Raw genomic sequence first — 26,283 nt, forward strand, 5'->3', positions numbered from 1 at the left:
CGGAAGTCCTTTTCGCACCGGAATCGGTGACGGCGCCACCGGCGCCGGGTCGCCGTCCGCCGGGATGACCCCGGGCGGACGGCGGTATCGCAGGCAGTTAGAAGCGGAAGCTCGCACCCAGATAGAACTGACGCCCGAAATATTGCAGCGTGCCCGTCTGTGCGGTCTGGCCGAAATAGGAGCGGGTCGGCTGGTCGGTCAGGTTGTTCGCCTGTGCGAGCAGCGTCATCCCGGCGAGCGGGCTGCCCTGCGGGAATTCATAGCTCATCTGCGCGTCGAACACGGTCTCTGCGGCGTTGGTCACGATCTGCTCGCTGAGGCCGAACTGCGGTGCGACGAACTTCGAGCGGTAGCGCATCGACACGCGCGTCTGGAAGCCGTTCTTCTCGTAGAAGAGCGTCGGGTTGGAGACGATCTTCGACAGGCCGGGCAGCGACAGCGAGAGCGTGTTGCCGCTGATCGCGTTGGTGATGCTGACGTCGGACTGGTTGTACGAGATGTTGAGCACCGCGCCGAGGCCGTCGAACGGCGCCGGCAGGAAGTCGAACGTCTTGGTAATGGCGCCCTCGAAACCATAGACATAGCCGCCATTGCCGTTGATCGGTGCGAACAGATTGCCGGTCGTGACGACGCTGGTGAAGCCGGTCCCGGCGAGCGGCGGGGTGCTGATGCCGTTGGCGGCGAAGTCGTAGTTCGGGATGACGCCGCCGATCACGAAGCTGCGGACGTCCTTGTAGAAGGCGCCGAGCACGAGCGAACCGCTGTTGCCGAAATAATGCTCATAGGTTGCGTCGAACTGGTTGGCGCGGAACGGCTGGAGCGCAGGGTTGCCGCCCGACCCGTCGAGCCGCGCCGCGGTGCCGCCGATGCTGACCAGGTTGGTGCTGATCGAGTTGCGGAAGTCGAAGAAGCGCGGGCGCGAGATCTGGCGCGAGAGCGACAGGCGGGCCTGGTCGTTCTCGGTCAGGCCGAGGATGAAGTTCGCCTGGGGCAGCCAGTCGGTGAACTTGCGGCCGCGGGTGTTGAGGTAGCGACCGGTGCCGCCGTCCGAGATCGTCGAGGACGAGCTCTGGTCGGTATGGACGACGCGCAGGCCGATATTGCCCTTGAACGGCAGCGAGCCGGCGATCGTGTCGAAGTTGAGCTGGCCGTAGCCGGCATAGGTCTTCTCGTCGATCGTGAAGCTCTGGTCCTGCGTGAACGCCTGCGCCTGGTCGACGACGCGGTCGGGGCCGAGCTGCGAGTCGAAGATGCTGCCGATATCGGCGACGATGAAGTCGGGGAAGGACGAGAACTTGCCCTTGAAGCCCGCGGTCGTCGAATTGGCGCTGGTCAGCGTGACGGGTGCAGCGAAGCTGAACGCGTTGAAGCTGGTGATCGTCCGCTCTGCCTTGCGGTTGCCATAGCGGCCGCCGACCTCGAACGACTTGAGGAACGGACCGTCGATCTTGAGCAGCGCGCTGCCCGCGAATGCATAGAGGCGATCGGTGTCCTTCTGCGGGACGATGTAGAAGCCCTCGAACGTGTTCGCGGCCGGATCGGTGTAGTTGGCGTTGGTCGAGAACGAGCCGACGTTCAGACCGTCGAGCTTGTAGCTGAGCGTCGTCGGCGTCGCGGTCGTGTTGCCGTTGTCGTCGAGACCCGAGTTGTTGAAGAAGCTCGACGCGCGCGAATAGGAGCCGTCCGCGGTCAGCGTGAGCTGGCCGATGTCCTTCTGGACGTTGCCGCCGAAGGTGTAGAGCTTGTCGAGGCGGTTCTCGTTCTGCTGGATCGTGCGCGTGCGGATGCCCGAGGCGTTGCCGCCGACGATCGTGTTGCCGATGACGGTCGGGTCGGTGATGTTGCTGCTAGTCTGCTGCAGGTTCTCAATCCGGATGCCGCGGCGGAACACGTCCGACTTGAAGCGCGAATAATAGCCGTCGAGCAGGACGCGGAACGTGTCGGTCGGCTCATACTGGATGCTGCCGAGCACGCCGTCGCGGGTTTCGTTGCCGCCCGACTGGACCGCCTCGAAGCCATAGCCGATCGCGTCGGCGCGGCCGTTGCTGTCGAGATCGCGGATCGCCGGGCTGCCGTTCTGGCCGGTGGCGGTATAGTCATAGCCGACGAAGCGCGTGGCCACGTTCGCCTGCTTCAGCCGCGCATAGCCGACCGCGAGGCCGAGCGTGTCGTCGAGCAGCTTGGTCTGGATCGAGGCGCTGCCGCGATAGCCGAACTCGCTGGCGTCGGGGTTCTGGCCGGCGCGGTCGTTATAGACGCCGCGGACGTTGACGCTGACGAGCGTCTTGCCGGGAATGCTGAGCGGACGCGCGGTGCTGAGCTCGACCTTGCCGGCGACGCCGCCCTCGATCTGCGACGCCTTGGGGCTCTTGTAGACCGCAGCCTGGTTGATGAGCTCGGAGGGATACTGGTCGAACTCGATGACGCGGTTGCCCGAGGTCGCGACCTGTTCGCGGCCGTTGAGCGTGGCGGAGACGAGATCCTGGCTGAGCCCGCGGATGTTGATCGCAGACGCCTGGCCGCCGGTACGCTGCGAGGTGACGCCGGGCAGGCGAGCGAGCGACTCGGCGATCGAGACGTCGGGCAGACGACCGATATCCTCGGCCGAGACGATCTCGGCGACGACGTCAAGGTTGCGCTTGACCGCGATCGACGAGCGCAGGCTGGCGCGGAAGCCGGTGACGACGATGTCGTCGGACGCGGTCTCGGTCGTCGCGGGCGTCTGGTCGGGCTGTGCGGCGGTCGGCTCGGGTGCCGATGGCGACGCGGACACGGCCTGGTCGGTCGGGGCGGCGACCTGCGCATCGGCGACCGATGCCGCGAACAGCGCGGCCGCGAGCGCGCCGCCGCTGGCCGAGAGGTTGAGGATATTATGGGCGGCAGATGCCGGGAAACGCTTCGACGTCGTCATGTTCAACTCCCCTGAACGTCCCGCTGCATCTTTCGCGCGCTGGACACTGTGTGGCGCTCCATTGGAATTCCGCCGGGCGAAAGCCAATCGATCGACATACGTATTCAATGCGGCCGTTTCGGCTGTGTCACCCAATTGCAACAGAGGGCGGCTGCCAATGCGTTGACGTCACGGCGTTTCTGGAGTGATGATCGACCGTGCCGCCGCCCGAGCGACCGCGAGAGGATCCCGTCTTGAGTGCCCAGCGAAAAGCCACGTCGTTCGACATCGCGCAGGCCGCGGGCGTGTCGCAGCCGACGGTGTCGCGCGCGCTGCGGGGAAGCCCGACGGTGAGCACCGCGACGCGCCAGCGGATCGAGGCGATCGCCAAGCAGCTCAACTATACCGTCGACCGCAGCGCATCGAACCTCCGCAGCGGCAAGACGCGAACGCTGGCGTTGCTGATCTTTCGCGATCCGACGCCCGACGAGACCGAGGTCAACCCGTTCTTCCTCGGCATGCTGGGGTCGATGATGGGGGCGTGCGCCGAGCACGGCTATGACCTGCTGGTGTCGTTCCAGAATTATTCGTCGGACTGGCATACCGATTACGAGGACAGCCACCGCGCCGACGGGCTGATCCTGCTCGGCTATGGCGACTATGCCGATTATCGCGCGCGGCTCGACCTGCTGGTCGCGCAGGGGACGCATTTCATTCGCTGGGGATCGGTCCAGCCCGACGAGCCCGGGCTGACCGTCGGGTGCGATAATGTCGCAGGTGGTGCCGTCGCGACACGCCACCTGATCGAGCGCGGATGCCGCCGGATCGCGTTCCTCGGCGATGCGACCGATCACTATCCCGAATTTCGCGACCGGCACCGCGGCTATGTCGAGGCGATCGCGGCGGAGGGGCTCGAGATCGATCCGCGGTTGCAGGTCGATGCGATCACCACCGAGGACGACGGTACGCGCGCGGCGCAGGCGCTGATCGCGCGCGGCGTGCCGTTCGACGGGATCGTGGCGGCGAGCGACCTGATCGCGCTGGCGGCGATGCGCGTGCTGGCGGGTGCCGGACTGATCGTGCCGCGCGACGTCGCGGTGATCGGGTTCGACGACATACCTGCGGCGAGCCTTGCGAACCCGCCGCTGACCACGGTGGCGCAGGACACGGTGCAGGGCGGGCGCAGGCTCGTCGAGATGCTGCTCGCGCGGATCGACCACCGGCCGGTGGCGAGCACGGTCCTGCCGACGACACTGGTCGTGCGTCGGTCGTCCGGCGTGCCGGTGGCGACGGAATTGGATGGGGATACGAATGCGGATACGAATGCGAATACGGGGACGGCATGACGCGTGAGAAACCCGTGCAGGGCTTTTGGGGCCTGTGGAACATCTCGTTTGGCTTTTTCGGTATCCAGATCGGCTTTGCGTTGCAGAACGCGAACGTCAGCCGGATCTTCCAGTCGCTCGGCACGTCGGTCGACGATCTCGCCTTTCTGTGGATCGCGGCGCCGCTGACGGGGCTGCTCGTCCAGCCGGTGATCGGGCATTACAGCGACCGGACCTGGGGCGTGCTGGGCCGGCGGCGACCTTATTTCCTCGCAGGGGCGATGCTCGCGACGGTCGCGCTGCTGGCGATGCCCAATGCGCCCGTGCTATGGGTCGCGGCGGCGTTGCTGTGGATGCTCGACGGGTCGCTCAACGTCGCGATGGAGCCGTTCCGCGCGTTCGTCGGCGACATGCTGGGCAGTCGGCAGCGGACCGCGGGCTATGCGTTCCAGACGGGGTTCATCGGCGCGGGCGCGGTGATCGGGAGCCTGGCGCCGATGATCCTCACCGACATATTCCAGGTTGCGAACACCGCGCCTGCGGGGGGGATCCCGCCCTCGGTGCAATATGGCTTCTATATCGGCGCGCTCGCGCTGTTCTTCGCGGTGCTGTGGACCGTCCTCACGACGCGCGAATATTCGCCCGCGCAGATGGCGGCGTTCACCGACGAGAGCCCGGTGCGCGACGAGGCGGTCGTCCCGTCGCGGGCGCGGCTGGCGCCGGTGTGGATCGCGCTCGGGGCGATCGTGATCGCCGCGGTGTCGCGCTTCGGGCTCGACAAGCCGGTCTATCTGCTGGGTGGCGGGCTGATCGCGTTCGGGGCCGCGTTGCTGGTCAGTGCCGCGCTGGTGCGATCGGGGCGCGCGTCGAACGTGCTCAGCCAGATCGTCGGCGATCTCGGCAGCATGCCGGGCACGATGAAGCGGCTTGCGCTGGTCCAGTTCTTCACCTGGTCGGCGCTGTTCATCATGTGGATCTACACCACGCCGATCGTCACGCAGCACGTGTTCGGGACCACCGACACGACCAGCGCCGCGTATAACGAGGGGGCGAACTGGGTCGGCGTGCTGTTCGCGGTCTACAACGGCGTGGCGACGCTGTGGGCGTTCGTGATGCCGTGGCTGGCGGCGCGGATCGGGCGGCGCGATGCGCATATCGTCGGGCTGCTGAGCGGCGCGGCGGGGTTTGCCTCGTTCCTCGTCATCCGCGATCCGCTGATGCTGATCGGGTCGATGGTGCTCATCGGGATCGCCTGGTCGTCGATCCTGACGATGCCCTATGCGATGCTGTCGAACGCGCTGCCGCAGGGCAAGCTCGGCGTCTATATGGGGCTGTTCAACATCTTCATCGTGCTGCCGCAGCTGATCGTGTCGTCGGTGATGGGGCAGGTGGTGCGGACGTTCTTCCCGGGCGATCCGGTCTGGGCGATGCTGATCGCTGCGGGGGTGATGGCGGTGGCCGCGCTGGCGATGCTGCGCGTGGGGCGCGACGCGTGACCCTCCCCTCGGGCGGGGGAGGATCAGCGGGTCAGCCGCCGAACCCGCCGCGGCCGCCGAAGCCGCCGCCGAACCCGCCGCGCGAGATGACCGAGCTGCGGGTCTGGACCCGTGCGGGCGCGCGCGCGGTGGTGGGGGTGAACGCGTCCGAGCCGACGCGCGTGCGGCCGGTGACATAGTCGCGGCTGATACGCCCGCCCGCGCCGCCGTAATAATTGCCCGCGCGATCGCGGTACATCGGCGCGCCGCGATAGCCATAGCCGCCGTTGAGCGCCTGACCGATGATGAAGCCGGTGAGCAACGGCGTGAAGAAGCTGCCGCCGCTGCCGTTGTTGCGCGGTTCGCATTGCGCCGCGCCGAACTGCTCCTCGCAGGTCTGCTTGTCCTCGAACCGCGGTGCGGTCTTGGCGGCGTCGGTCTTGGCCTGTTCGAACGCGGCGTCGCACTGGACCGCGGGGATCGCGCCCGCCGAGCGGCACTCGGCGACCGAGGTGTAGCTCTGCGCATCGACGGGCTTGCCGCCGACATCACCGTCGCACGCGGTCAGCGAGATCCCCGATCCCGCGATCAGGCCGGTGAGGACGATCGAGCTGGAACGCTTCATGTCTTTGCCTCTCAGTTCGTCATGCACGCGGCGTTGAGGATGCCGACGCACAGCGAGATGCTCGCCATATAGGTCGCGGCGGCGATGTCGCCGCGGACGATCCGGTCGTGGATGTCGCGCATCACGAGCCGGCGCACGACGAGCGCGGCGATGATCTGGATCACGCCCGCAAGCACCGCCCACACCGCGAATTCGACGAGGCTGACGGTATGCGTCAGCGCGGACGCGAGCGGCAGGACATAGCCCAGCAACGCCGCGCCGAGCGTGATCGCCGCAGCGGTATTGCCGTCGCGGATCAGCGCCTTCTCATTGTACGGCGTGGTCGCTTGGAAGATGATCTTGAACGCGATCGTGAAGAGACCCGCCGCGACGAACGCGATCAGAAAGGCTCCCACGCTGGCGCCGAAGCCGTAATAATCGAACATCTGCTATCCCCGAAGCCATTGGTGCGATGCTAGGCGCGGAATTCGCCGAGTTCCAGTGCCATGCCCAGCATGATCTCGAACGAGACGTCGCCCGCCTCGTTCTCCTGGTCGATCGCCAGCAGCAGCTCGCGCCCGTCCTCGCCCGGCAGGTCGCGGCCGAACAGCATGCAGGTCTGGAAGATGCGGCGGTCGACGATGCCGTCGCGGTCGTCGTGAATGTCCTCCCAGAAGGTCACCGGTTCCTGCTCGCTCGCCTCGGGGCCGAACCAGACGCGGTCATAGTCGGGGAGGCCCTCGGCGGTGAAGCTGCGCGCCTTGAGCCGCGTCTTCCACGCCGGACGCTGGGCGGCGGAGGAGGGGTAGGCGCTGTCCCAGGGCGCGAAGATCGTGACGTCGGTGACGTCCTGCCCGGCGCGGTCGTTCGAGACCGCCTGGAACATGATGTCGTCATCGGTGTAGAAGCGGTGGACGAACCCGCCCTCGTTGAGGTCGACCAGACCCTGCGCGACGATCACGAGCGTGTCGCGGTCGAACGGGAACAGCAGTTCGTCCCCGAACCGGCGCCACGCGAGCGGATCGACCGTCACCGTGCGGCCGAGCGTGACGTTGCGGATGACGGGGAGCTCGGTTCCCTCAAGCGGTTGCTTGCGGCCGAACAGGCGATCGAACATGCAATCCTCGCTTCTGTGTTGGCGGCCTGCATAGGGCAAAGCGGGGAGGGGCGCAAAGGGCGGCGGGGTTGGTGTTTCCTGTCAGTCCGCCTTTTCCGTCATCCTGACGAAAGTCAGGATCCAGGGTTACGATGCGGTGCGCCTGGTTACTCTGGATCCTGACTTTCGTCAGGATGACGGGGTGGGGACGGCGGAGTGGGGAGGATGACGGAGTGGGGAGGATGCCGCCGCTTTCGCGAGCGAACGGCATAGCAAGGGTTCGCGACACGTCCTATGTGGGCGGGAGAGACACGAACGGGAGTTTCTGCTTTGACCGACACCTGGACCGTCCGCAGCCTGAAGGCCGCGCTCGATACGTCCGAGCCCGCCAAGACGGGTGAGTTGACCGCGCGGATCGTCGAGGGGGCCGATCCGATCCTGCTCGTCACGATGCACGAGCATGGCGACCTCGAACTGTTCGTCAACGTCAGCGAGGCGCAGATCTCGGCCTCGACCTTGCTCTGGCCGTGCGACGAGCAGGAAGACCAGAATGCGTTCAACGCGTTCCTGCTCAAATCGCAAAAGCTCGTGCCGCTGTCGAACTTCGGGATCGGCAGCGTCGAGGGGCGCGACTATTACGAACTGTTCGGCGAGCTCGCGACGTCGAGCCGGCTCGACACGATAGTGATCGAGCTGCGCACGCTCGCCGAGAACGCGATCGATGCGGCCACCGACCTGCGCAACGCGCAGATCCCCGCCGCCTGACCTGAAGAATCATACGGAGAGACTGGCATGGCCATCTGGAGCAAGATTTTCACCCTCGGTCGGGCCGGCGCGCATGAAGCCGGCGCGGCGGTCGTCGACGCGAACGCATTGCGGATCCTCGACCAGGAGATCCGCGACGCGGACAAGGCGCAAGGGAAAGCGCGCGACGATCTCGCCGGGCTGGTCGCCCGCCGTCGCATCCTCGAAACCGAGGTCGAGAGCTTCCGCGCGCAGGCCGCGAAATACGAGGCCTCGGCGCGGATCGCGGTCGAGAAGGGTAATATGGACCTTGCGCGGCAGGTCGCGCAGCGGATCGCGGATCTCGAACAGGACATCGCGCTGAAGAGCCCGCAGGTCGAGGACATGCGCGCCGCCGAGGAACAGATCCACACCGCGGTCGCGCAGACCGACCGCAAGATCGAGCAGCTCCGCCGTGAGGTCGAGGTCGTCAAGGTCAACGAGTCGGTGCAGAAGGCGCAGGCGACGGTCGCGTCGGGCAGCATGGGCGCGGGCAACAAGCTCGGCTCCGCGGCGGACAGCCTTGCGCGGATCCGCGAGCGGCAGGCGATCCGCGGCGAGCGGATCAAGGCGGCGGGCGAGCTGGAGGATCGGCGCACCGGCGCGGATCTCGACGAGAAGCTGCGCCAGGCGGGGATCCTGCCGGGCCAGTCATCCGCGGACGACGTGCTCGCGCGGCTGACCGCGCCCAAGACCGACCAGCTCGGCCAGACGCTGCGGATCGAGCAGCGCGACGACAGCAAGACGCAGGACAACTGATGCGCCGGATCGCGGTCGACCCGCGCGGCGACTGGCGCGAACGGGCCGACGCGATCGGGTTCGTCTATCACGGCACGGCGGTGGGCGACGCGATCGAACCCTATTGGGACGAGAGCGCCGCCTATGCCTTCACGCTGGCGGAGATCGAAGAGGATCTCGAACCCGCCGCCGAACAGATGCACGCGATGTGCCTCGAACTGGTCGACGAGGTGGTGCGCGACCAGCAATTGATGGAACGGCTCGCGATCCCGCGCGAGCAGTGGAATTATGTCGCCGAGACGTGGCGGACGCGCCAGCCGTCGCTTTATGGCCGGTTCGACTTCGCCTATGACGGGACGGGGCCGGCCAAGCTCTACGAATATAACGCGGACACGCCGACATCGGTGTTCGAATGCGCGACGTTCCAGTGGATGTGGCTCGAGGACCTGCTCGCGAGCGGGGCGATGCCGGCGGGGACCGACCAGTTCAACAGCCTGTTCGACAAGCTGCGCGAGAGGTTCCGCGCGCTGTTCCCGAGCGGCGGCTTCGTCCATTTCGCCGCCGACGCGACCGCGATCGAGGACCGTCAGACGGTGCGGTTCTTCGAGGATCTGGCGAGCCAGGTCGGGATCGAGCCCAAGTTCGTCGAGATGAAGGATATCGGCCTCGCCGCGGATGGCCGGTTCGTCGACCCCGAAGGCTTCGAAGTGCAGGCGGCGTTCAAGCTCTATCCGTGGGAGTTCATGCTGCGCGAACCCTATGCGCCGAACCTGTCGCGCGCGGAAGTGCGCTGGATCGAGCCGGCGTGGAAATCGATCCTGTCGAACAAGGGTATCCTGCCGCTGCTCTGGGAGCGGCATCCCGGGCATCCGAACCTGCTGCCGGCGTATTTCGACGGCGATCCGGCGGCGACGATCCTCGGGCCGCGCCATGTCCGCAAGCCATTATTCTCGCGCGAGGGGGCCAATGTCGAGATCGTCGGCGGGGAGGGCGGCACGCCCGCCATTCTCGATCAGGGCTATGGTGCGGAAGGGGCGATCCTCCAGGCCTATGCGCCGCCGCCGGTGTTCGACGGGCGGCATCCGGTGATCGGGGCGTGGATCGTCGGCAACGAAGCCGCGGGGATCGGCGTTCGGGAGGATGAGACGGTGGTGACGCGCAACATGGCGCGCTTCGTCCCGCATATCATCGAGGCGAATGATGACTGACGTACGCGAACTGCCCCCGTTGCCGCCGATCGAACGGCTGGTCGAACTGATGTTCGATGCCGCGCGGATGGGGCGGGACGAGATGATCCCCGCGCTGCTGCAGGCGGGGGTCGATATCGAGGTGACCGATGCGCGGGGGTACACCCCGCTCGTGCTGGCGAGCTATAATGCGCAGGAGTCGACGACGCGGCTGCTGCTCGACGCGGGCGCGCGGGTCGATGGCGATCCGGCGAGCACCGCCAATACCGCGCTGATGGGGGTGTGCTTCAAGGGCTATACGCCGATCGCGCGGATACTGATCGCGGCGGGGGCGGACGTGAACCGGCGCAACGGCGTCGGGCAGACCGCGCTGATGATGGCGGCTCTGTTCAACCAGGGGGCGATCATCGACCTGTTGATCGAGCAGGGTGCGGACCCGGCGGTGATCGATGCGGCGGGGAACAGCGTGGCGTCGCTTGCGATGTCGCAGGGGAATGCGGCGCTGGCTGCGCGGTTTGCCGAGGGTTCGCACGGGGTGGGATCCGCCAGCTAACCTCGTCATCCTGACGAAGATGAAGGCGCTCCAAACTCCGTCATCCTGACGAAAGTCAGGATCCAGAGCCACAAGGGTGCCGCCCGTTACTCTGGATCCTGACTTTCGTCAGGATGACGGGGAGGGGGTGTGGATCCTGACTTTCGTCAGGATGACGGGTGGGTTTGACCGTCTTCGTCCGCGTGCGTCTGGGGGAGGACCGCGCCGACATGCGTCTGGCCGCGGGCTTCAGCGAGGCGCATCTGGCGCTCGCGTTCGGCGTAGCCGGCGCGCTGCACCTCGTCGCGGGCGTCGTGGCAGGCGGGGCAGCTGATGCCCTCGACATAGAGCGGCGAGGCGCGGTCGGTGGCGCTGACGGGCATGCGGCAGGCGTGGCAGAGACCGTGCGTGCCGGGCGCAAGGCCGTGGCCGACCGCGACGCGCTGATCGAAGACGAAGCATTCGCCCTCCCACAGGCTCTCCGCCTCGGGCACGGTTTCGAGATATTTGAGGATGCCGCCCTTCAGGTGATAGACGTCGTCCAACCCTTCCGCTTTCAGGAACGCGGTCGATTTCTCGCAGCGGATCCCGCCGGTGCAGAACATCGCGATTCTTGGCGGCGGGCCGTCGCCGACCAGTTCGTCGCGGTGCTCGCGGAACCAGGCGGGGAAGTCGCGGAAGCTGCGCGTCTTCGGGTCGAGCGCGCCGGCAAAGCTGCCGACCGCGACCTCATAATCGTTGCGCGTGTCGATCACGATCGTGCCCGGATCGGCGATCAGCGCGTTCCAGTCGGCGGGGTCGACATAATGGCCGACGTCTTCGAGCGGGTCGATATCGGGCTCGCCCATCGTCACGATCTCGCGCTTGAGCCGGACCTTCATCCGGTGGAACGGCATCGTCGCCGCGCGCGAATCCTTGACCTCGAGATCGGCACAGCCGGGCAGCGTGCGGATATGTGCGAGCACCGCGTCGATCCCGTCGTCGGTCCCCGCGATCGTCCCGTTGATCCCCTCGTTCGCCAGCAGCAAAGTCCCCCTGACGCCGTTGGCGCAGCAGAGCTGCGCGAGAGGGGGCTTGATCGCCGCGAGATCCGAAAGGCGCGTGAAGCGATAGAGCGCGGCGACGCGGATCGGGGCGTCGTCGGGGGAAGCCTGGCGGGGGGCGTCGGAAGGGGGCGTCATTACGCAGGAACGTCCAGAACGAGGGGCGGTGGGCCTGACGCGAGCCGGCGTTGCCGCCTCAGAAATTCGCGTAGTTGCCGAGCAGCGTCTCGATGCTGGAAAGACCCTGCGCGGTCAACTGGATCGTTCGCCCGGTTTCCTCGGGATGGTCGAGCAGCTGCTTGCCCGTCAGCGCCGCGATCCAGCGGGCGACGCGCGGCGTGTCCATCCGCGTGCGGTCGGCGATCTCCTCGGCATCGATGAGGCGGCCTTCCGCCTCCGCCAGATAGACCTGGACGAGGATCAGCCACGCATGGTCGCCGAACAGATCGTCCCCGAGATGCGCGCGGCGCTTCTGCAGCATCACGTCGACATTGGCCGCGACCGTCCAGAGCCGGTCGGGCATGATGCCGTCGCCCGTGGTCAGGATCGAAGCGGTATCGGGCACATACAGGGTGCCGACGAGACGGCCTGCGTCGATGCCGCGGCCGAGACGCGAGACCTGGAGATCGACGCAGATTGGCGCGGCGTCGGGGATCAGATAGCGTTTGCGGACCCGTATCGGGCCATCGTCGGGGCCGAGACGCCGGATCATCTCGACGTTTCGGGTCCGGTCGTCGGGATGCGTGATCTCCGCGAACGATCGACCGATGAGTTCGCTTTCGCACCGCTGAAGCAGTGCTTCGACCGCGGAGTCCATAGACAGCAGAACACCGTTCTGGTCCGACATCGAATGGCCGACGAGCTGCAGCTTGGTTCCTCCGGTTACGTGCGCATGCCGGATACCATACGTTTCAGACGCGGTTCCGGATGCATCGCCGAGCATGGTTTCAGCTCGTCACGAAGCCGAGGCCGGCCTTGGCGATCAGCCGGTCGCGCAGCGTCGCGCCGAGCAGCGCGCCGGGCGTCCAGATGCCGCCACGCGTCGTGTCGTCCTCGACGAGGCACAAGGCGGTTTCGGCAATCATCTTGCTGGTCGATCCATAACCGGGATCGCGGTCGCCGGTGACGACGGTGTCGATCCGCGCCCCATCGGGCATGATGCCGACGAAAAGGATGTCGTAATGGCCTGCGTCGCGTTCGGCCTTTGACGGGCCTTCGCCGGGTTTTGGGCCCTTGTCGCCCGCGAACGGGTTGAACCTGGCGATCGCCTCGGCGGCCGCCTTGCCGATGTCGCCGAGCCCGGCGACCATCATCTCGTCATAGACGAAGTCCGCGCCATAGGCCTCTCGGAGCAGCACGTTCGTGCGATGGACGTTCTTGGTGTTGATCGGCGCCATCACGAACGGGGCGACCCAGGCCTGCAACGTCGCGTCAAATTCGGGGATGAGCCCGGTCGGCTGGTGCGCGCCGGTAAATCCGGGCGTGAGCGCAAACGGGCTGGTCAGGAGCCGGACGATCGCGGGATCGCGCGCGGCGGCGGCGAGCGTCGCCTTGAGGCTCGCGGCGGTGCCGCCCGAGAAGGTGCCCTGCATGCTGCGAACGCGCCCCTTCACGCGCGGCGCCGGCCTGCCGTAGCGCGCCTTTGCCGCCTCCTGGAGCGTCAGCACGCCGAGATCGAAGGGGATGCTGTCGAACCCGCAAGAGAAGACGATCCGCGCGCCGGTGCGCCTGGCTTCGGCCTCGTGCGCGTCGATCATGTGGCGCATCCATGCGGGCTCGCCGCAGAGATCGACATAGCCGGTGCCGGTCGCGGCGCAGGCGGCGACGAGTTCGGACCCGTAGAGCTGATAGGGGCCGACCGTCGTGATCACCACGGTCGCGCGTTCGACCATCGCGCGCAGGCTTGCCGGATCGTCCGAGTCGGCGGTGATCAGCGGCGTGTCGGCCGGGGCGCCGATCAGCGCGCGAACCTCCTCCAGCTTGCCGAGCGAACGCCCGGCTATCGCCCAGCGCACCCCGGTCGGATAGGTCTGCGCGAGATGTTCGGCGACGAGCCGGCCGGTGAACCCCGTTGCGCCATAGATGACGACGTCGAACTCGCGCATATCCGTCTCCTGTTGTGCGGGGTTTCCCGTTTCGCCGCGATTTTGCCCGTGCCCGCGCTGCACCGCAAGCGAAACGCGACCGCGGCGCGCGGCTCGCCAAGGGCCCGCCGATCTGCAATCATCCGAAAATGGCATCGGATCATGGCATCGTCGCGTTCATCCTCGAGCAGATCGCGAGCGCGGGCGATGTCCGCGCGCGGCCGATGTTCGGCGAATACGGGCTCTATTGCGACGACAGGATGGTCGCGATGGTCTGCGACGACCAGCTTTTCGTCAAGCCGACGCCGGGTGGTCGTGCCTATGTGAGCGCGGGCGCCGATGCGGGCGCGGTCGACGAGGCACCGCCCTATCCGGGGGCAAAGCCGTGCCTGCTGATCGACGCCGATCGCTGGGACGATGCCGACTGGCTCGCCGGACTTGTCCGCATCTCGGCGGCGGAAATCCCGCTGCCCAAGCCCAAGACGCCCAAACCTAAGGCGCCCAGGACGCCGAAGCCTAGGCCGCCTCGTTGAACTGGAGGCTCGCGAGCCGGGCATAGAGCCCGCTGTTGGTCATCAGCGACCCGTGCGAGCCCTCCTCGACGATCTGCCCGTCGTTCATGACGATGATCCGCTCGGCGGCGCGGACGGTCGCGAGGCGGTGCGCGATCACGAGCGTCGTGCGGTTCGCCATCAGCCGTTCGAGCGCCTCCTGGACGAGCCGCTCGCTCTCCGCGTCGAGCGCGCTCGTTGCCTCGTCGAGCAGGAGGATCGGCGCGTCGCGAAGCAGCGCGCGTGCGATCGTGACGCGCTGGCGCTGCCCGCCGGAGAGGCGCGCACCGCCCTCGCCGAGAAAGGTGTCGAGCTTGTCGGGGAGCTTGTGCAGGAATTCGGCGGCATTGGCGGCCTCGGCCGCGGCCCAGAGCCGGTCGTCGGTCGCCGACCAGTCGCCATAGCGCAGATTGTCGCGCGCCGATGCGCCGAAGATCACCGTGTCCTGCGGCACCATCGCGATCCGCGACCGCACCTCCGCCGGGTCGGCATCGCGCAGGTCGACGCCGTCGAGCATGACGCGGCCTGCATCGGGATCGTAGAAGCGCTGGACGAGCTGGAACAACGTGGTCTTGCCCGCGCCCGACGGACCGACGACCGCGACCGTCTCGCCGGGCTTTACGTCGAGCGAGAAGCCGTTGAGCGCGGCGACGTCGCGTCGCGTGGGGTAGTGGAAGCGGACATCGTCGAACACGAGCGCACCGACCGCGGGCTGCGGAAGCGCGCGCGGTTGTGCGGGCGTCGCGATCTCAGGCCGTTCGCGGAGCAGCTCGGACAGCCGCCCGGCGGCGCCCGCACCGCGGAGCAGGTCGCCATAGACTTCGGTCAGCGCGCCGAACGCGCCCGCAACGATCCCGCCGGTGAGGACGAACGCGGCGATCGCGCCGCCGCTGATCCGTCCGGCGGCGACGTCGATCGCGCCCTCCCAGAGCACCAGCGTGATCGAGCCGAAGACGAGCCCGATGACGATCGCGGTCATGACGGCGCGAAGCAGGATGCGCGCGCGCGCCGCGGCGAAGGTATCGCTGACGGCCTTGGCAAAGCGTGCCGCCTCGCGGTCTTCCTGGCCGAACGCCTGCACGACCTTCATCGCGCCGAGCGTTTCGGTGGCGATCGCGCCGACATCGGCGATCCGGTCCTGCGAGGTGCGCGAATGGTTGCGGACGCGTTTGCCGAGCAGCGCGATCGGCAGGATGATCAGGGGGATGCCGACCATCAGCAGCCCCGCGAGCTTCGGCGAGATCGCGAACAGATAGATCAGGCCGCCGATCCCGGTAAAGGTGTTGCGCAGCGCGATCGACGCGGTGCTGCCGACGACCTGTTCGATGAGCGCGGTGTCGGAGGTCAGCCGCGACGCGATCTCGGACGGGCGGTTCTCCTCGAAGAAGCGCGGGGTGAGCCGGAGCAGGTGCCGCTGCACGTCGGTCCGGATGTCCGCGACGACGCGTTCGCCGAGCCATGACACGTAGTAGAAGCGGACCGCGGTCGCGAGCGCGAGCACGACCACGATCATCAGCAGGTAATGGAACGAGGTCCCGACCGACCCGCTCGCGCCGGGGCCGAAGCCGCGGTCGATGACGCGCTTGAACCCGTAGGGAATGCCGATCGTCGCCGCCGAGGTCGTCATCAACGCGAGCCCTGCGATCGTGATCTGGCGCGGATAGGCGACGGCGTGGCGCCATACCATTGCGAGGTCGCCGATCCGGCGGGGCGTTTTGTCTTCGGGTGTCGGCTTGGCCATGCCGACCGCCTAGCAGCGGCACGATTACCACTCAATGACGGCCGTCGTGCCCGCCGATCGGCTATAAGACATGAAACCTGCCGCGTGGATGGCGGATGTGACCCGATCCGGGAGCCGGCGCCGATAGTGCATCGCAGGGCATTTGCATTACGCGGGCAAGCGCCCATAATGGAGCAAAGGATACCGCATGCTCTATGATGCTTATGAATTCCAGCGCTCGATGCTGTCGAGTGCCAGTAAAATGGCGAGTTTCGGCGCAGATATGCTCAACAATTCGGCAAACCCGTTCGCCTATTTAGGCGGCGGGGCGGTCGTTGCGTCGGCGCTCGAGGTGTTCGCACATGCGAATGCGACTCGCGGAAAGCCCGAGTTCGGGCTCGATCGGACCGAGATCGACGGACGCGAGATCGCGGTCCGCGAGGAGATCGTGCTGCGCAAGGATTTCGGGCAGCTCAAGCGGTTCGTGCGGACCGATGCGGAGGGCGTCGTCCAGACGGGGCCGAAGCTGCTGATCGTCGCGCCGATGTCGGGGCATTATGCGACGCTGTTGCGCGGTACGGTCGAGCGGATGCTGCCGTCGGCGGATGTCTACATCACCGACTGGCGCGACGCGCGGCAGGTGCCGGCATCGGCGGGGCGGTTCGATCTCGACGATTATATCGATTATTTGATCGCGTTCCTCGAGACGATCGGCGCGAACGAGGATGACGGCGGGCTGCACATGCTCGCGGTCTGCCAGCCCTCGGTTCCGTGTCTCGCCGCGGCCGCGGTCATGAGCGCGGACAACCACCCCTGCCGGCCAAAGACGCTGACGATGATGGGCGGGCCGATCGATACGCGCGAGGCGCCGACCGCGGTCAATACGCTCGCCACCGAGCGGCCGCATGCGTGGTTCGAGCAGAATGTCATCGCCACCGTCCCGGGCAATTACCTGGGTGCGGGACGCAAGGTCTATCCGGGGTTCCTGCAGCTCGCGGGGTTCATGTCAATGAATCTTGGCAACCACATGGTCTCGCATTGGGAGATGTATAAGCATCTCGTCCAGGGCGACGGCGAGAGTGCGGCGGCGAGCCAGGCGTTTTACGAGGAATATCGCTCGGTCTGCGACATGACCGCCGAGTTCTATCTGCAGACGATCGACGTGGTGTTCCAGAGCCATGCGCTGCCGCGCGGCACGATGATGCACCGCGGCAAGCCGATCGACGTGGGCGCGATCACCGACGTCGCGTTGCTGGCGATCGAGGGGGAGCGGGATGACATTTCGGGGCTCGGGCAGACCAAGGCAGCGCTGAAGCTTGCCACCGCGTTGCCCGAGGACAAGAAGCGGTATTTGATGGCCGATGGTGCGGGCCATTATGGGATCTTCAACGGGTCACGCTGGCGCACGATCATCGCGCCGGTCGTCGAGGAGTTTATCACCGCGCACGGGTGATCGGTGCGTGTTGCCGGCGGACTACTCCGCGCCGTTACCTCGGCGAAGGCTGGGTATCCCTGTTGTCAGGCCTGTCGGCCCGAACCGGGAGATCCCAGCTTTCGCTGGGATGACGGGGTAGGGGGTTAAACGGAAGGGATATGCGGGCGCGGGTGAGTGTGTGACCCCGCCCGCGCCCTCTTCATGCCGTCAATTTTAGCCGATCGAGTCGACGACTGCGTGGCTGCTCGACTCGCTCGACGTAATCGTGCCGCCGAACAGCATCTTGACGCGGCCGGTCAGCGAGATGTCGGTTTCCCACAGCTCTGCGCTGTCGATGTCGAAGCGGAGCAACGTCAGGTTGGGATCTTCCTTGCCGCCGGGAAACCATGCCTCGACCTGGTTGTTCCACAGCTTGTCGATCTGCGTGCGGTCGTTCATCTGCGACACGGTGCCGGCCATGCACGCGAAGAAATCATGACCCTTGCCGACGAACTGCGCCATCGCGTCGCCGCCCTTCGCGATCCGGTTGTCGCGGCCCGCGAAGAAGAACAGCACGTTGGGCTGATCGTCATCGATCTGCGCGGTCATCGGCTCGGAATGCGCGCCGTCGGTCAGGCCGATCATCACGAACGGGCTCGACTTGAGCTTTTCGATAAACTTGTGTGCGACTTCCTGGGGGGTGTCCTTGTCGGCCATCATCGATCTCCTGTGGATTTGGATTGCGACCATGAACGGGTGGAGCGGGGGATGGTTGCGGCCCCCGCTCGCCGAAGATTACAGGACTTCGAACAGGCCGGCCGCACCCATGCCGCCGCCGACGCACATCGTCACGACGACATGCTTCGCACCGCGACGCTTGCCCTCGATCAGCGCATGCCCGGTCGCGCGCGCGCCGGTCATGCCATAGGGGTGACCGATCGAGATCGCGCCGCCGCTGACGTTGAGCAGTTCGTCGGGGATGCCGAGCGTGTCGCGGCAATAGAGGACCTGGACCGCGAACGCCTCGTTCAGCTCCCACAGGCCGATATCGTCCATCTTGAGGCCGAACCGCTTGAGTAGCTTGGGAATCGCGACGACCGGGCCGATCCCCATCTCGTCGGGTTCGGTGCCGCCGACCGCCATGCCGATATAACGGCCGAGCGGCTGCAGCCCGCGCTGCGACGCGATCTTCTCCTCCATCAGCACCGAGGCGGACGACCCGTCGGACAGCTGGCTGGCATTGCCCGCGGTGATCGTCATGTCGGGGCCCATCACGGGCTTGAGCGACTGGAGCCCCTCCAGCGTGGTGTCGGCGCGGTTGCCCTCGTCGCGCGCGATCGTCACCTCCTTGTAGGTGACGTCCTTCGTCTCCTTGTTGACGATCGCCATGTTCGCGGTGACCGGCACGATCTCCGCATCATAATAGCCCGCGGCCTGCGCGGCGGCGGTACGCTGCTGCGACTGGAGGGCGTAGGCGTCCATTGCGTCGCGCGAGATGCCGTAGCGCTTGGCGACGATTTCGGCGGTCTGGAGCATCGGCACGTAGACGTCGCGGTGCATCGCGATCAGCTCGGGATCGGGGGCGACGCGCATCTGCGGCGTCTGGACAAGGCTGATGCTCTCGACCCCGCCGCCGATGGTGATGTCCATCTGGTCGGTGATGATCTGCTTGGCGGCGGTGGCGATCGCCATCAGCCCGCTCGCGCACTGGCGGTCGAGCGACATGCCGCTGACCGTCGTCGGCAGCCCCGCGCGGAGCAGCGAGGTGCGCGCGATATTGCCCGCCTGGTGACCCTGCTGGAGCGCGCAACCGAAGACGACGTCGTCGACTTCGCCGCCGTCGATCCCGGCGCGCTCGACTGCGGCCTTGATCGAATGCGAAGCGAGCGTCGGCGCGGGGGTGTTGTTGAAGGCGCCGCGATAGGCGCGGCCGATCGGGGTGCGCGCGGTGGAGACGATGACGGCTGAACGCATGGGTTTGCTCCTCTTCTTCACTCCCCTCCGCATGCGGGAGGGGGTGGGGGTGGGCGCCCGGCCAAACCGGGCAAAACATTCGTGGAGAGCGGCAGCCCACCCCCCGGCCCCCTCCCGCAAGCGGGCGGGGGAGCAGTATCAAACGAAAACCTGGCTGATCCATTCGGCGATCAGGGCGGGCTTGTCCTGGCCCTCGATCTCGACCGCGAAGCTGTTGGTCTGCTGCCACTGGCCGGGGCGTTTCTCGTCGAACGACAGCAGCTTGAAGCGGCCGCGGACCTTCGAGCCCGAGCGGACGGGCGTGAGGAACCGCACCGAATTGCCGCCGTAATTGACGCCCATCTTCGCGCCCTCGATCTTCGGCGCGTCGGGAATCTTCGACGACAAAAGCGGCATCAGCGAGAGCGTGAGGAAGCCGTGCGCGATCGTGCCGCCGAACGGCGTCTGCGCGGCGCGGGCGGGATCGACATGGATGAACTGGTGGTCGCCGGTCGCGTCGGCGAACTTGTCGATCATGGCTTGCGTGACCTCGACCCAGTCGGACAGCGTCTCGGTACCGATCCGCTTCTGCATCTCGGCGGTGCTGATCGTCGACACGGCATTCCCCTCCAAGCCTGTTTGGCGCTAAGCGCTGCGACGTCTCTAGGCGTACAGGCTGGCCGACCGCAAGCCTCACCCAACCGGAAGCTGGAAAATGTCGACTGCCGTAACGTCCAATGCCCGTAACACCATGGCAAAGCTGTATCGGGCGAGCGAACCCGATGTTCTAAAACCGCTGCTGGAGCGTGCCGCGCTCGATTCGGATTCGCGCGAGCGGGTGATGGGGCATGCGCTCGGGCTGCTCGCCGATCTGCGCGCGGCGCAGAGCAAGGGGTGGGTGAACCAGTTCCTCCAGGAATATCGGCTGAATTCGTCCGAGGGCGTCGCGCTGCTGAGCCTTGCCGAGGCGTTCCTGCGCGTGCCCGATCCCGAGACGGCGGACCTGCTGATCGCGGACAAGCTGGGCGATGCCGACTGGCGTGCGCATGCGGGCAAGTCGAACTCGAAGCTCGTCAATTCGGCGACCTGGGGGCTGGTGGTCGGCCGCGTGCTGGTCGGCGAGGGTGCGACCGGGCCGCTGCGCCGGCTGATCAGCCGCGCGGGCGAGCCGTTCGTGCGCCAGGCGGTGGGTGCCGCGATGAAGATGATGGGCGAAATCTTCGTGATGGGCCGGACCATCGACGAGGCGATGAAGCGGATGCGGCGGCCCGAGAACAAGGGGTTCACCGCGAGCTTCGATATGCTCGGCGAGGCGGCGCGGACGCATGCCGATGCGCAGCGCTATTTCCAGGCCTATGTCGGCGCGGTCGACGCGGTCGGGCGCGATCCCGCGGCGGGGCATTCGATCTCGGTCAAGCTGTCGGCGCTCCACCCGCGCTACGAGGTCGCGCGGTGGAGCGAGTGCGTGCCCGCGCTGACCGAGATGCTCGAGGCGCTGGCGGTGCAGGCGGCGTCGAAGGGGATCGCGCTGACCGTCGATGCGGAGGAGTCCGAGCGGCTCGAGATGAGCCTCGACATCATCGGCACGGTCGCCGGGCTGCCGTCGCTCAAGGGCTGGGACGGGTTCGGCATGGCGGTGCAGGCGTATGGCAAGCGCGCGCGGCCGGTGATCGCATGGGCGAACGGGCTCGACCGGATCATGAACGTGCGGCTGGTCAAGGGCGCGTACTGGGACAGCGAGATCAAGCGGACGCAGGTCGAGGGGCTGGCGGACTATCCGCTGTTCACGCGCAAGGCGGCCACCGACGTGTCGTATCTGGCGGTCGCCAAGGACATGCTGGCGGCGGAGAATATCCGGCCGGCGTTTGCGAGCCACAATGCGCTGACGGTCGCGACGATCATGGAATGGGCGGGCAACAGCCGCGATTTCGAGTTCCAGCGGCTGCACGGCATGGGCGACGGGCTGTATGAGCGGCTGGTGCAGGAGAATGGCTATCACTGCCGCGTCTATGCGCCGGTCGGCGGGCACCGCGACCTGCTGGCGTATCTCGTCCGGCGGCTGCTGGAGAATGGCGCGAATTCGAGCTTCGTGCACCAGCTGGCGGACGAGCGGCTGACCGAGGGGGAGATTCTCGCGGATCCGGTGGCGAAGATCGCCGCGGTGGGCGGCAAGCGGCATCCGAGCATTCCGTTGCCGGTCGATCTGTTCGGGGCGGGCGGGCACCGGAATTCGGCGGGGCTCGACCTGAGTGACGTGGATACGCTGGCGGCGACCGTGAAGGTCGTGAACTCCCCCCTCCCGCAAGCGGGAGGGGCCGGGGGTGGGCTCGCGTTATCGGTGGATGCTGTCGCCAGCGTTGAAGGGGTGACGGCGAACGGCACCGTAGGGCGTGAGGGCGCGCCCACCCCTAGCCCCTCCCGCTTGCGGGAGGGGGATAAGGTCAGTGATGCCATCACCCGCGCGCATGCGGCGTTTCCGGGCTGGTCGCGGTCGCCGGTCGAAGAGCGCGCGGCGTGTCTCGACCGGCTGGCCGACCTGCTCGAGAAGCATCGCGACGAACTGATGGCGATCTGTGTGCAGGAGGCGTTCAAGACGATCCCCGACGCGATCGGCGAGGTGCGCGAGGCGGTCGATTTCTGCCGCTATTATGCGCAGCAGGCGCGCGCGAAGCTGCAGCCGATCGAGCTGCCGGGGCCGACGGGCGAGCGCAACATGCTGCATATCGAGGGGCGCGGCGTCTGGGCGACGATCGCGCCGTGGAACTTCCCGCTGGCGATCTTCCTCGGGCAGACGGTGGCGGCGCTCGTCACGGGCAATGCGGTGGTGGCCAAGCCCGCGCCGCAGACGCCGCGGATCGCCGCGCGCGCGGTCGAGCTCGCGCATGAGGCGGGCGTGCCCACCGACGTGCTGATCCTCGTTACCGGCGGGCCCGAGGTCGGCGCGGCGTTGACCGCGGATGCGCGCATCCAGGGCGTTGCGTTCACCGGATCGACCGCGACGTCGCGCAGAATCGCGCGCGCGCTGCTCGAGGACGACAGCCGGCCGATCGTCCCGCTGATCGCGGAGACGGGCGGGATCAACGCGATGATCGTCGACTCGACCGCGCTGCCCGAACAGGTGGTGGCGGACGTGATCGCCTCGTCGTTCCGGTCGGCGGGGCAGCGGTGTTCAGCGCTGCGGCTGCTGCTGGTGCAGGAGGATATCGCGGACGGCGTGATCGAGATGCTGTCGGGCGCGATGGATACGCTCAGGATCGGCCGTGCGGGCGATCCGGCGACCGATGTCGGGCCGGTGATCGACCAGGCCGCCTATGACCGGCTGATGGCGTATCGTGCGCGCGTGGCATCGAAAGTCGTCAAGACGCTCGACGTGCCCGCGGACGGCCTGTTCGTGCCGCCGACTCTGGTGCGGATCGGTGCGGTCGAGGATCTGAACGAGGAGTGGTTCGGGCCGATCCTCCACGTCGCGACATGGGAGGCGGGCAAGCTCAGCGAGACGATCGCGCGGGTCAACGCCAAGGGGTACGGGCTGACGATGGGGCTGCACAGCCGGATCGCGCGTGCGGCCGAGGTGATCGAGGCCGAGGCGGCGGTGGGCAACCTGTACATCAACCGGTCGATGATCGGTGCGGTGGTCGGGTCGCAGCCGTTCGGCGGCGAGGGGCTGTCGGGGACCGGGCCCAAGGCGGGCGGGCCGCGGTACCTGTACCGGTTCTGCGCGGAGCGCGCGGTGTCGGTGGATACGACGTCGGCGGGGGGGAATGCGACGTTGCTGTCGCTGGATGAGGGCGAGATCTGAGCTGATCCCGTTCGTTTGCAATTATACCCGCCTCGTCATTCCCGCGCAGGCGGGAATCCATATTGGCTGGCCGTGAGGGGTATCGCGACCCGTCGAGTTTATGGATCCCCGCCTTCGCGGGGATGACGCAGGGGGGGCTATGAGAGGCTTTATCAGCCCCTTGTCGCCTCGGCTTCGCGCGGTCTCGGCATCTCGGGATACGGCATCACCATCGACCCGTCGGGCGCGGCCATCATGTTGACCTGGGTCGGGAACGCGATCTCGATCTTCTCGTCGTTGAAGCGTTTCAGGATGGCGATGCCGACCGCGGTGCGGCCGTCGTAGAAGCTCGCATAATCGGGGCCCTTGCTGTCGAACTGGACCTCGAAATCGAGGCTCGACGCGCCGAACCCGGTAAAGCCTGCGCGCGTGAAGATCTTGTCGTTGGCCTCGACGATCTCCTTCAGCATCGCGGGGATGCGCGAGCAGACCTCGGGCGGGGTCGAATAGGTGACGCCGATCAGGAACTTCGCGCGGCGATGGTTGCGCTGCGTGTTGTTGAGAATCTCCTTGTTGAGGAGGTTCTTGTTCGAGATCACGCGCTCCTCGCCGTCGATGCCGCGGATCCGCGTCGATTTCAGCCCGATCGCCTCGACACTGCCCGATGCGGTGTCGTAGCTGATCGAATCGCCGCGGCGGAACGGGCGGTCAAAGATGATCGCGAGCGCGGCGAACAGGTCGGCGAAGATGCCCTGCGCGGCCAGACCGATCGCGATGCCGCCGACGCCGAGACCCGCGACGAGGCCGGTGACGTTGACGCCCAGATTGTCGAGTACCACCACGAGCGCGACCGCGAACACGACGAAGGTGACGAGCAGGCGGATCAGCCCCATCGCCGACAGCAGCGCCTCGCCCGAATAATGTTCGGACTGCGTGCGGTGCTCGATCGCGCCGAGGATGATCTCGCGCACCCAGACCGCCGCCTGGAAGACCGCGGCGACGGTGAAGAGGAAGTTGACCGTGGTCGCGACCTGGCCGGGAGCGGCGGAATAGCCGTCGACCAGCTTTGCAGCGAGCATGACGATGAAGAAGTTGCTCGTCCGCGCGATCGCCTTGCCAACGACGATCCCCCAGCCATTGAGTGCGCGGGGCCGTTCACACAACCGGCTGCCAAAGCGCCGGGCGGTGTGGAGCGCGAGGACGATCAGCGCCCCCGCGCCGAACGCGATCAGGATCTGCAGCCAATAGGCCTGGATCCAGGCAATGCTCGCGGCAACGAATTCCTGCGCCTGGTTGCCGACATCGCCGGCGTTGAAGATCGGGGCTTTGGCAACGCTGTTGGTGGTGGACATCGGAATACTCGTCAGGCCGCAATGGCGATGGTTGCGGGCGTTCCGGCTTCGAGGAACGCGATCAGGCCGCATTCCTCCCGGCTGAGATAGCGCTTGGCGCGTGGAAGGCGGAGCGCCTTGCGAAACGCCGACTGCCCCTGTTTGACCAGGGCAATCAGCGAGGGGTGGACATAGCTCTTGCGCGCGATCGCGTGCGTGTTGCCGAGCCGTGCGACGACGGGCTCAAGCATCGCTTTCAGGCTGAGGTCGCGCTCGGCGGATGCGAGCGCCTCGAACGCAGCGACGCTCGCGGCCCAGGTCCGGAAGTGCTTGGCGCTGAAATCGGTGCCTGTGGCGTCGCGGATATAGCAGTTGACGTCGGTCGAGGTGACGGGGTGCGCCACGCCCGCGTCGTCGAGCCACGCGAACAGATGCTGCTCGTCGAGATCCTGACATTTCTTGACGAAGCTGCTGAGCGAGCGGTCGGTGATCCGGAGGGTCCGCAGCTTGCCCGACTTGCCCTTGTACTGGAGTTTGAGCGTCGCGCCTTTGACCTCGCCGTGGCGCTTGCGCAGCGTCGTCGCGCCGAAGCTCTCGTTCGCTTCGGCATAGGCTTCGTTGCCGACGCGGATATGCCCGCCGTCGAGGAGGCGGATTACCGCGGCGACCGCGCGCTCGCGGGTCAGCGAGCGTTTCCGCAGATCGGCCTCGACGGTCTTCCTGAGCTTGGGGAGCGCATGGCCGAAATCGGCGCAGCGCTCGTATTTCGCCGCGTCCTGCGCCTCGCGAAAGCCGGGGTGATAGCGATATTGCTTCCGGCCCTTCTCGTCCCAGCCGACCGCCTGGATATGACCGTTCGGCTTGGGGCAGAACCAGGCATCGCCATACGCGGGGGGTAGGCCGACCGCGTTCAGCCGGTCGATCTCGTCGCGATCGGTGATGCGCTCGCCCTTGGCAGTCCAATAGCCCCAGCCATGCCGCATCTTCCTGCGCGTGATGCCGGGCTTCGAGTCATCGGAATACACGATTCGGGTCGGCACGCATTTCTCCCGGGGGCGGAGGAATATCCGACCGCCTTTCGAAATGTTCGGGAGGGCGCATCGTTCCGGAACGACGCGGGCGGCGCGGTGTTGAGAGGGCACCGAATTCATCCTGCATTTCATTGGAGACGTCAGATGGCCGACCTGTCCCAGGCACGCGTATTGATCCTCGCAACCGATGGTTTCGAGACGGTCGAATTGTTCGAACCCAGAAAGGCGCTCGAGGCGGTGGGCGCGAAGGTGACGCTCGCGTCGATCAAGACCGATCCGATCCAGGGCATGAAGGGCGATATCAACAAGGCGGAGACCGCCACGCCCGACCTGACGCTCGATGAGGTCGATACCGACGATTACGATGCGCTGATCCTGCCGGGCGGCGTCGCCAATCCCGACGTGATGCGGCTTGAGGAGCGCGCGATCGAGATCGTCACCGAGTTCATGGAGGATGGCAAGATCGTCGCGGCGATCTGCCACGCACCGTGGCTGCTCGCCGAGGCCGACGTGATCGATGGCCGCCGCCTGACGAGCTATCCCTCGATCCGCACCGATCTCGAGAATGCCGGTGCCGAGGTCGTCGACGAGGAGGTCGTGGTCGACGACAATCTGATCACGAGCCGCAAGCCCGACGACATTCCCGCGTTCAACAAGGCGATCATCGCGGCGCTGGAGGAAGAACTCGCGGACGAGCCGGTCGACTGATCTGGCCGGGGTCGGGGAGGGCCGCGCCGTCGCTGCGGCG

General features: G+C 66.9%; 23 protein-coding genes. 10 read left to right on the forward strand and 13 right to left on the reverse strand.

Annotation, left to right across the window (positions count from 1 at the left end):
- Nucleotides 1-97: 97 nt before the first annotated feature.
- Nucleotides 98-2,911, reverse strand: coding sequence for a TonB-dependent receptor (locus tag AC0CH3_RS06735; RefSeq protein ID WP_354299778.1), 2,814 nt, complete (start codon nt 2,909-2,911; stop codon nt 98-100).
- A gap of 233 nt (nt 2,912-3,144) precedes the next feature.
- On the opposite strand from AC0CH3_RS06735, the gene AC0CH3_RS06740 reads away from it, so the two are divergent.
- Together AC0CH3_RS06740 and AC0CH3_RS06745 are read left to right on the forward strand one after the other, a co-directional pair.
- Entirely contained in the window at nt 3,145-4,236 is a 1,092-nt protein-coding gene (locus AC0CH3_RS06740; protein WP_354299780.1) for a LacI family DNA-binding transcriptional regulator, read from the forward strand.
- Nucleotides 4,233-5,711, forward strand: a complete 1,479-nt coding sequence (locus AC0CH3_RS06745) for an MFS transporter (protein ID WP_354299782.1) — start codon at nt 4,233-4,235, stop codon at nt 5,709-5,711. The genes AC0CH3_RS06740 and AC0CH3_RS06745 overlap by 4 nt, the downstream gene beginning before the upstream one ends.
- A gap of 31 nt (nt 5,712-5,742) precedes the next feature.
- Here AC0CH3_RS06745 and AC0CH3_RS06750 read toward each other — a convergent pair whose 3' ends face one another.
- From AC0CH3_RS06750 to AC0CH3_RS06760, 3 genes are read right to left on the reverse strand one after another with little or no spacing between them, the layout of a single operon-like run.
- Nucleotides 5,743-6,315, reverse strand: a complete 573-nt coding sequence (locus tag AC0CH3_RS06750; RefSeq protein ID WP_333993314.1) for a DUF1190 domain-containing protein — start codon at nt 6,313-6,315, stop codon at nt 5,743-5,745.
- 11 nt (nt 6,316-6,326) lie between these two features.
- Nucleotides 6,327-6,740, reverse strand: a complete 414-nt coding sequence (locus AC0CH3_RS06755) for a DUF350 domain-containing protein (protein WP_333993316.1) — start codon at nt 6,738-6,740, stop codon at nt 6,327-6,329.
- A gap of 29 nt (nt 6,741-6,769) precedes the next feature.
- The gene (locus tag AC0CH3_RS06760) at nt 6,770-7,411 is read right to left on the reverse strand and encodes a DUF2491 family protein (protein ID WP_354299784.1); all 642 of its coding nucleotides are present in this window, start codon (nt 7,409-7,411) and stop codon (nt 6,770-6,772) included.
- A 309-nt stretch (nt 7,412-7,720) separates the two neighbouring features.
- On the opposite strand from AC0CH3_RS06760, the gene AC0CH3_RS06765 reads away from it, so the two are divergent.
- Genes AC0CH3_RS06765 through AC0CH3_RS06780 form a run of 4 tightly spaced genes read left to right on the forward strand, consistent with a single transcriptional unit; the run spans nt 7,721 to nt 10,651 of the window.
- Nucleotides 7,721-8,155, forward strand: coding sequence for a YjfI family protein (locus tag AC0CH3_RS06765; protein ID WP_465237714.1), 435 nt, complete (start codon nt 7,721-7,723; stop codon nt 8,153-8,155).
- A 27-nt stretch (nt 8,156-8,182) separates the two neighbouring features.
- Nucleotides 8,183-8,932 (forward strand): PspA/IM30 family protein, encoded by a 750-nt coding sequence (locus tag AC0CH3_RS06770; protein WP_354299788.1) that lies wholly within the window; start codon nt 8,183-8,185, stop codon nt 8,930-8,932.
- Nucleotides 8,932-10,119 carry a glutathionylspermidine synthase family protein gene (locus tag AC0CH3_RS06775; RefSeq protein WP_354299790.1) on the forward strand — a complete coding sequence of 396 codons (1,188 nt, stop codon included), beginning with the start codon at nt 8,932-8,934 and terminating at the stop codon, nt 10,117-10,119. The genes AC0CH3_RS06770 and AC0CH3_RS06775 overlap by 1 nt, the downstream gene beginning before the upstream one ends.
- Complete coding sequence (locus AC0CH3_RS06780; protein ID WP_354299792.1) at nt 10,112-10,651, forward strand: ankyrin repeat domain-containing protein; 540 nt, start codon at nt 10,112-10,114, stop codon at nt 10,649-10,651. Before AC0CH3_RS06775 ends, AC0CH3_RS06780 begins: the two co-directional genes overlap by 8 nt.
- A 146-nt stretch (nt 10,652-10,797) precedes the next feature.
- Here AC0CH3_RS06780 and trhO read toward each other — a convergent pair whose 3' ends face one another.
- Genes trhO through AC0CH3_RS06795 form a run of 3 tightly spaced genes read right to left on the reverse strand, consistent with a single transcriptional unit; the run spans nt 10,798 to nt 13,778 of the window.
- The gene (gene trhO / locus AC0CH3_RS06785) at nt 10,798-11,811 is read right to left on the reverse strand and encodes an oxygen-dependent tRNA uridine(34) hydroxylase TrhO (RefSeq protein WP_354299794.1); all 1,014 of its coding nucleotides are present in this window, start codon (nt 11,809-11,811) and stop codon (nt 10,798-10,800) included.
- A 58-nt stretch (nt 11,812-11,869) separates the two neighbouring features.
- On the reverse strand, nt 11,870-12,616 hold the full coding sequence (locus AC0CH3_RS06790) for a PAS domain-containing protein (RefSeq protein WP_465237715.1): 747 nt from the start codon (nt 12,614-12,616) through the stop codon (nt 11,870-11,872).
- A 4-nt stretch (nt 12,617-12,620) separates the two neighbouring features.
- Nucleotides 12,621-13,778 carry a saccharopine dehydrogenase family protein gene (locus AC0CH3_RS06795; protein WP_354299798.1) on the reverse strand — a complete coding sequence of 386 codons (1,158 nt, stop codon included), beginning with the start codon at nt 13,776-13,778 and terminating at the stop codon, nt 12,621-12,623.
- 128 nt (nt 13,779-13,906) lie between these two features.
- On the opposite strand from AC0CH3_RS06795, the gene AC0CH3_RS06800 reads away from it, so the two are divergent.
- Complete coding sequence (locus AC0CH3_RS06800; protein ID WP_354299800.1) at nt 13,907-14,290, forward strand: TfoX/Sxy family protein; 384 nt, start codon at nt 13,907-13,909, stop codon at nt 14,288-14,290.
- On the opposite strand, the gene AC0CH3_RS06805 is transcribed toward AC0CH3_RS06800, so the two are convergent.
- A complete protein-coding gene (locus tag AC0CH3_RS06805; protein WP_354299802.1) occupies nt 14,274-16,049 on the reverse strand; it encodes an ABC transporter transmembrane domain-containing protein in 1,776 nt (591 codons plus the stop codon). The genes AC0CH3_RS06800 and AC0CH3_RS06805 overlap by 17 nt on opposite strands.
- Nucleotides 16,050-16,236: 187 nt before the next feature.
- Here AC0CH3_RS06805 and AC0CH3_RS06810 point away from each other — a divergent pair, with 187 nt between their 5' ends.
- On the forward strand, nt 16,237-17,481 hold the full coding sequence (locus tag AC0CH3_RS06810) for a polyhydroxyalkanoate depolymerase (protein ID WP_354299803.1): 1,245 nt from the start codon (nt 16,237-16,239) through the stop codon (nt 17,479-17,481).
- 195 nt (nt 17,482-17,676) lie between these two features.
- Here AC0CH3_RS06810 and AC0CH3_RS06815 read toward each other — a convergent pair whose 3' ends face one another.
- From AC0CH3_RS06815 to AC0CH3_RS06825, 3 genes are all read right to left on the reverse strand, one after another.
- Nucleotides 17,677-18,159 carry a pyridoxamine 5'-phosphate oxidase family protein gene (locus AC0CH3_RS06815; protein WP_056024186.1) on the reverse strand — a complete coding sequence of 161 codons (483 nt, stop codon included), beginning with the start codon at nt 18,157-18,159 and terminating at the stop codon, nt 17,677-17,679.
- Nucleotides 18,160-18,237: 78 nt separating this feature from the next.
- On the reverse strand, nt 18,238-19,416 hold the full coding sequence (locus tag AC0CH3_RS06820) for an acetyl-CoA C-acyltransferase (RefSeq protein ID WP_465237716.1): 1,179 nt from the start codon (nt 19,414-19,416) through the stop codon (nt 18,238-18,240).
- A gap of 138 nt (nt 19,417-19,554) precedes the next feature.
- Nucleotides 19,555-19,989, reverse strand: a complete 435-nt coding sequence (locus AC0CH3_RS06825) for a MaoC family dehydratase (RefSeq protein WP_200916339.1) — start codon at nt 19,987-19,989, stop codon at nt 19,555-19,557.
- Nucleotides 19,990-20,146: 157 nt separating this feature from the next.
- On the opposite strand from AC0CH3_RS06825, the gene putA reads away from it, so the two are divergent.
- Nucleotides 20,147-23,194, forward strand: coding sequence for a bifunctional proline dehydrogenase/L-glutamate gamma-semialdehyde dehydrogenase PutA (gene putA, locus AC0CH3_RS06830; protein WP_457325269.1), 3,048 nt, complete (start codon nt 20,147-20,149; stop codon nt 23,192-23,194).
- Nucleotides 23,195-23,346: 152 nt separating this feature from the next.
- Here the strand turns inward: putA and AC0CH3_RS06835 are convergent, their stop codons facing one another.
- Nucleotides 23,347-24,525 carry a mechanosensitive ion channel family protein gene (locus AC0CH3_RS06835; protein WP_354299809.1) on the reverse strand — a complete coding sequence of 393 codons (1,179 nt, stop codon included), beginning with the start codon at nt 24,523-24,525 and terminating at the stop codon, nt 23,347-23,349.
- Between the two features lie 11 nt (nt 24,526-24,536).
- Entirely contained in the window at nt 24,537-25,487 is a 951-nt protein-coding gene (locus tag AC0CH3_RS06840; RefSeq protein WP_333996906.1) for a DNA topoisomerase IB, read from the reverse strand.
- 192 nt (nt 25,488-25,679) lie between these two features.
- Here AC0CH3_RS06840 and AC0CH3_RS06845 point away from each other — a divergent pair, with 192 nt between their 5' ends.
- Nucleotides 25,680-26,243 carry a type 1 glutamine amidotransferase domain-containing protein gene (locus tag AC0CH3_RS06845; protein WP_056022920.1) on the forward strand — a complete coding sequence of 188 codons (564 nt, stop codon included), beginning with the start codon at nt 25,680-25,682 and terminating at the stop codon, nt 26,241-26,243.
- Nucleotides 26,244-26,283: the final 40 nt, after the last annotated feature.

Source organism: Sphingomonas sp. AC449, from assembly GCF_979253475.1.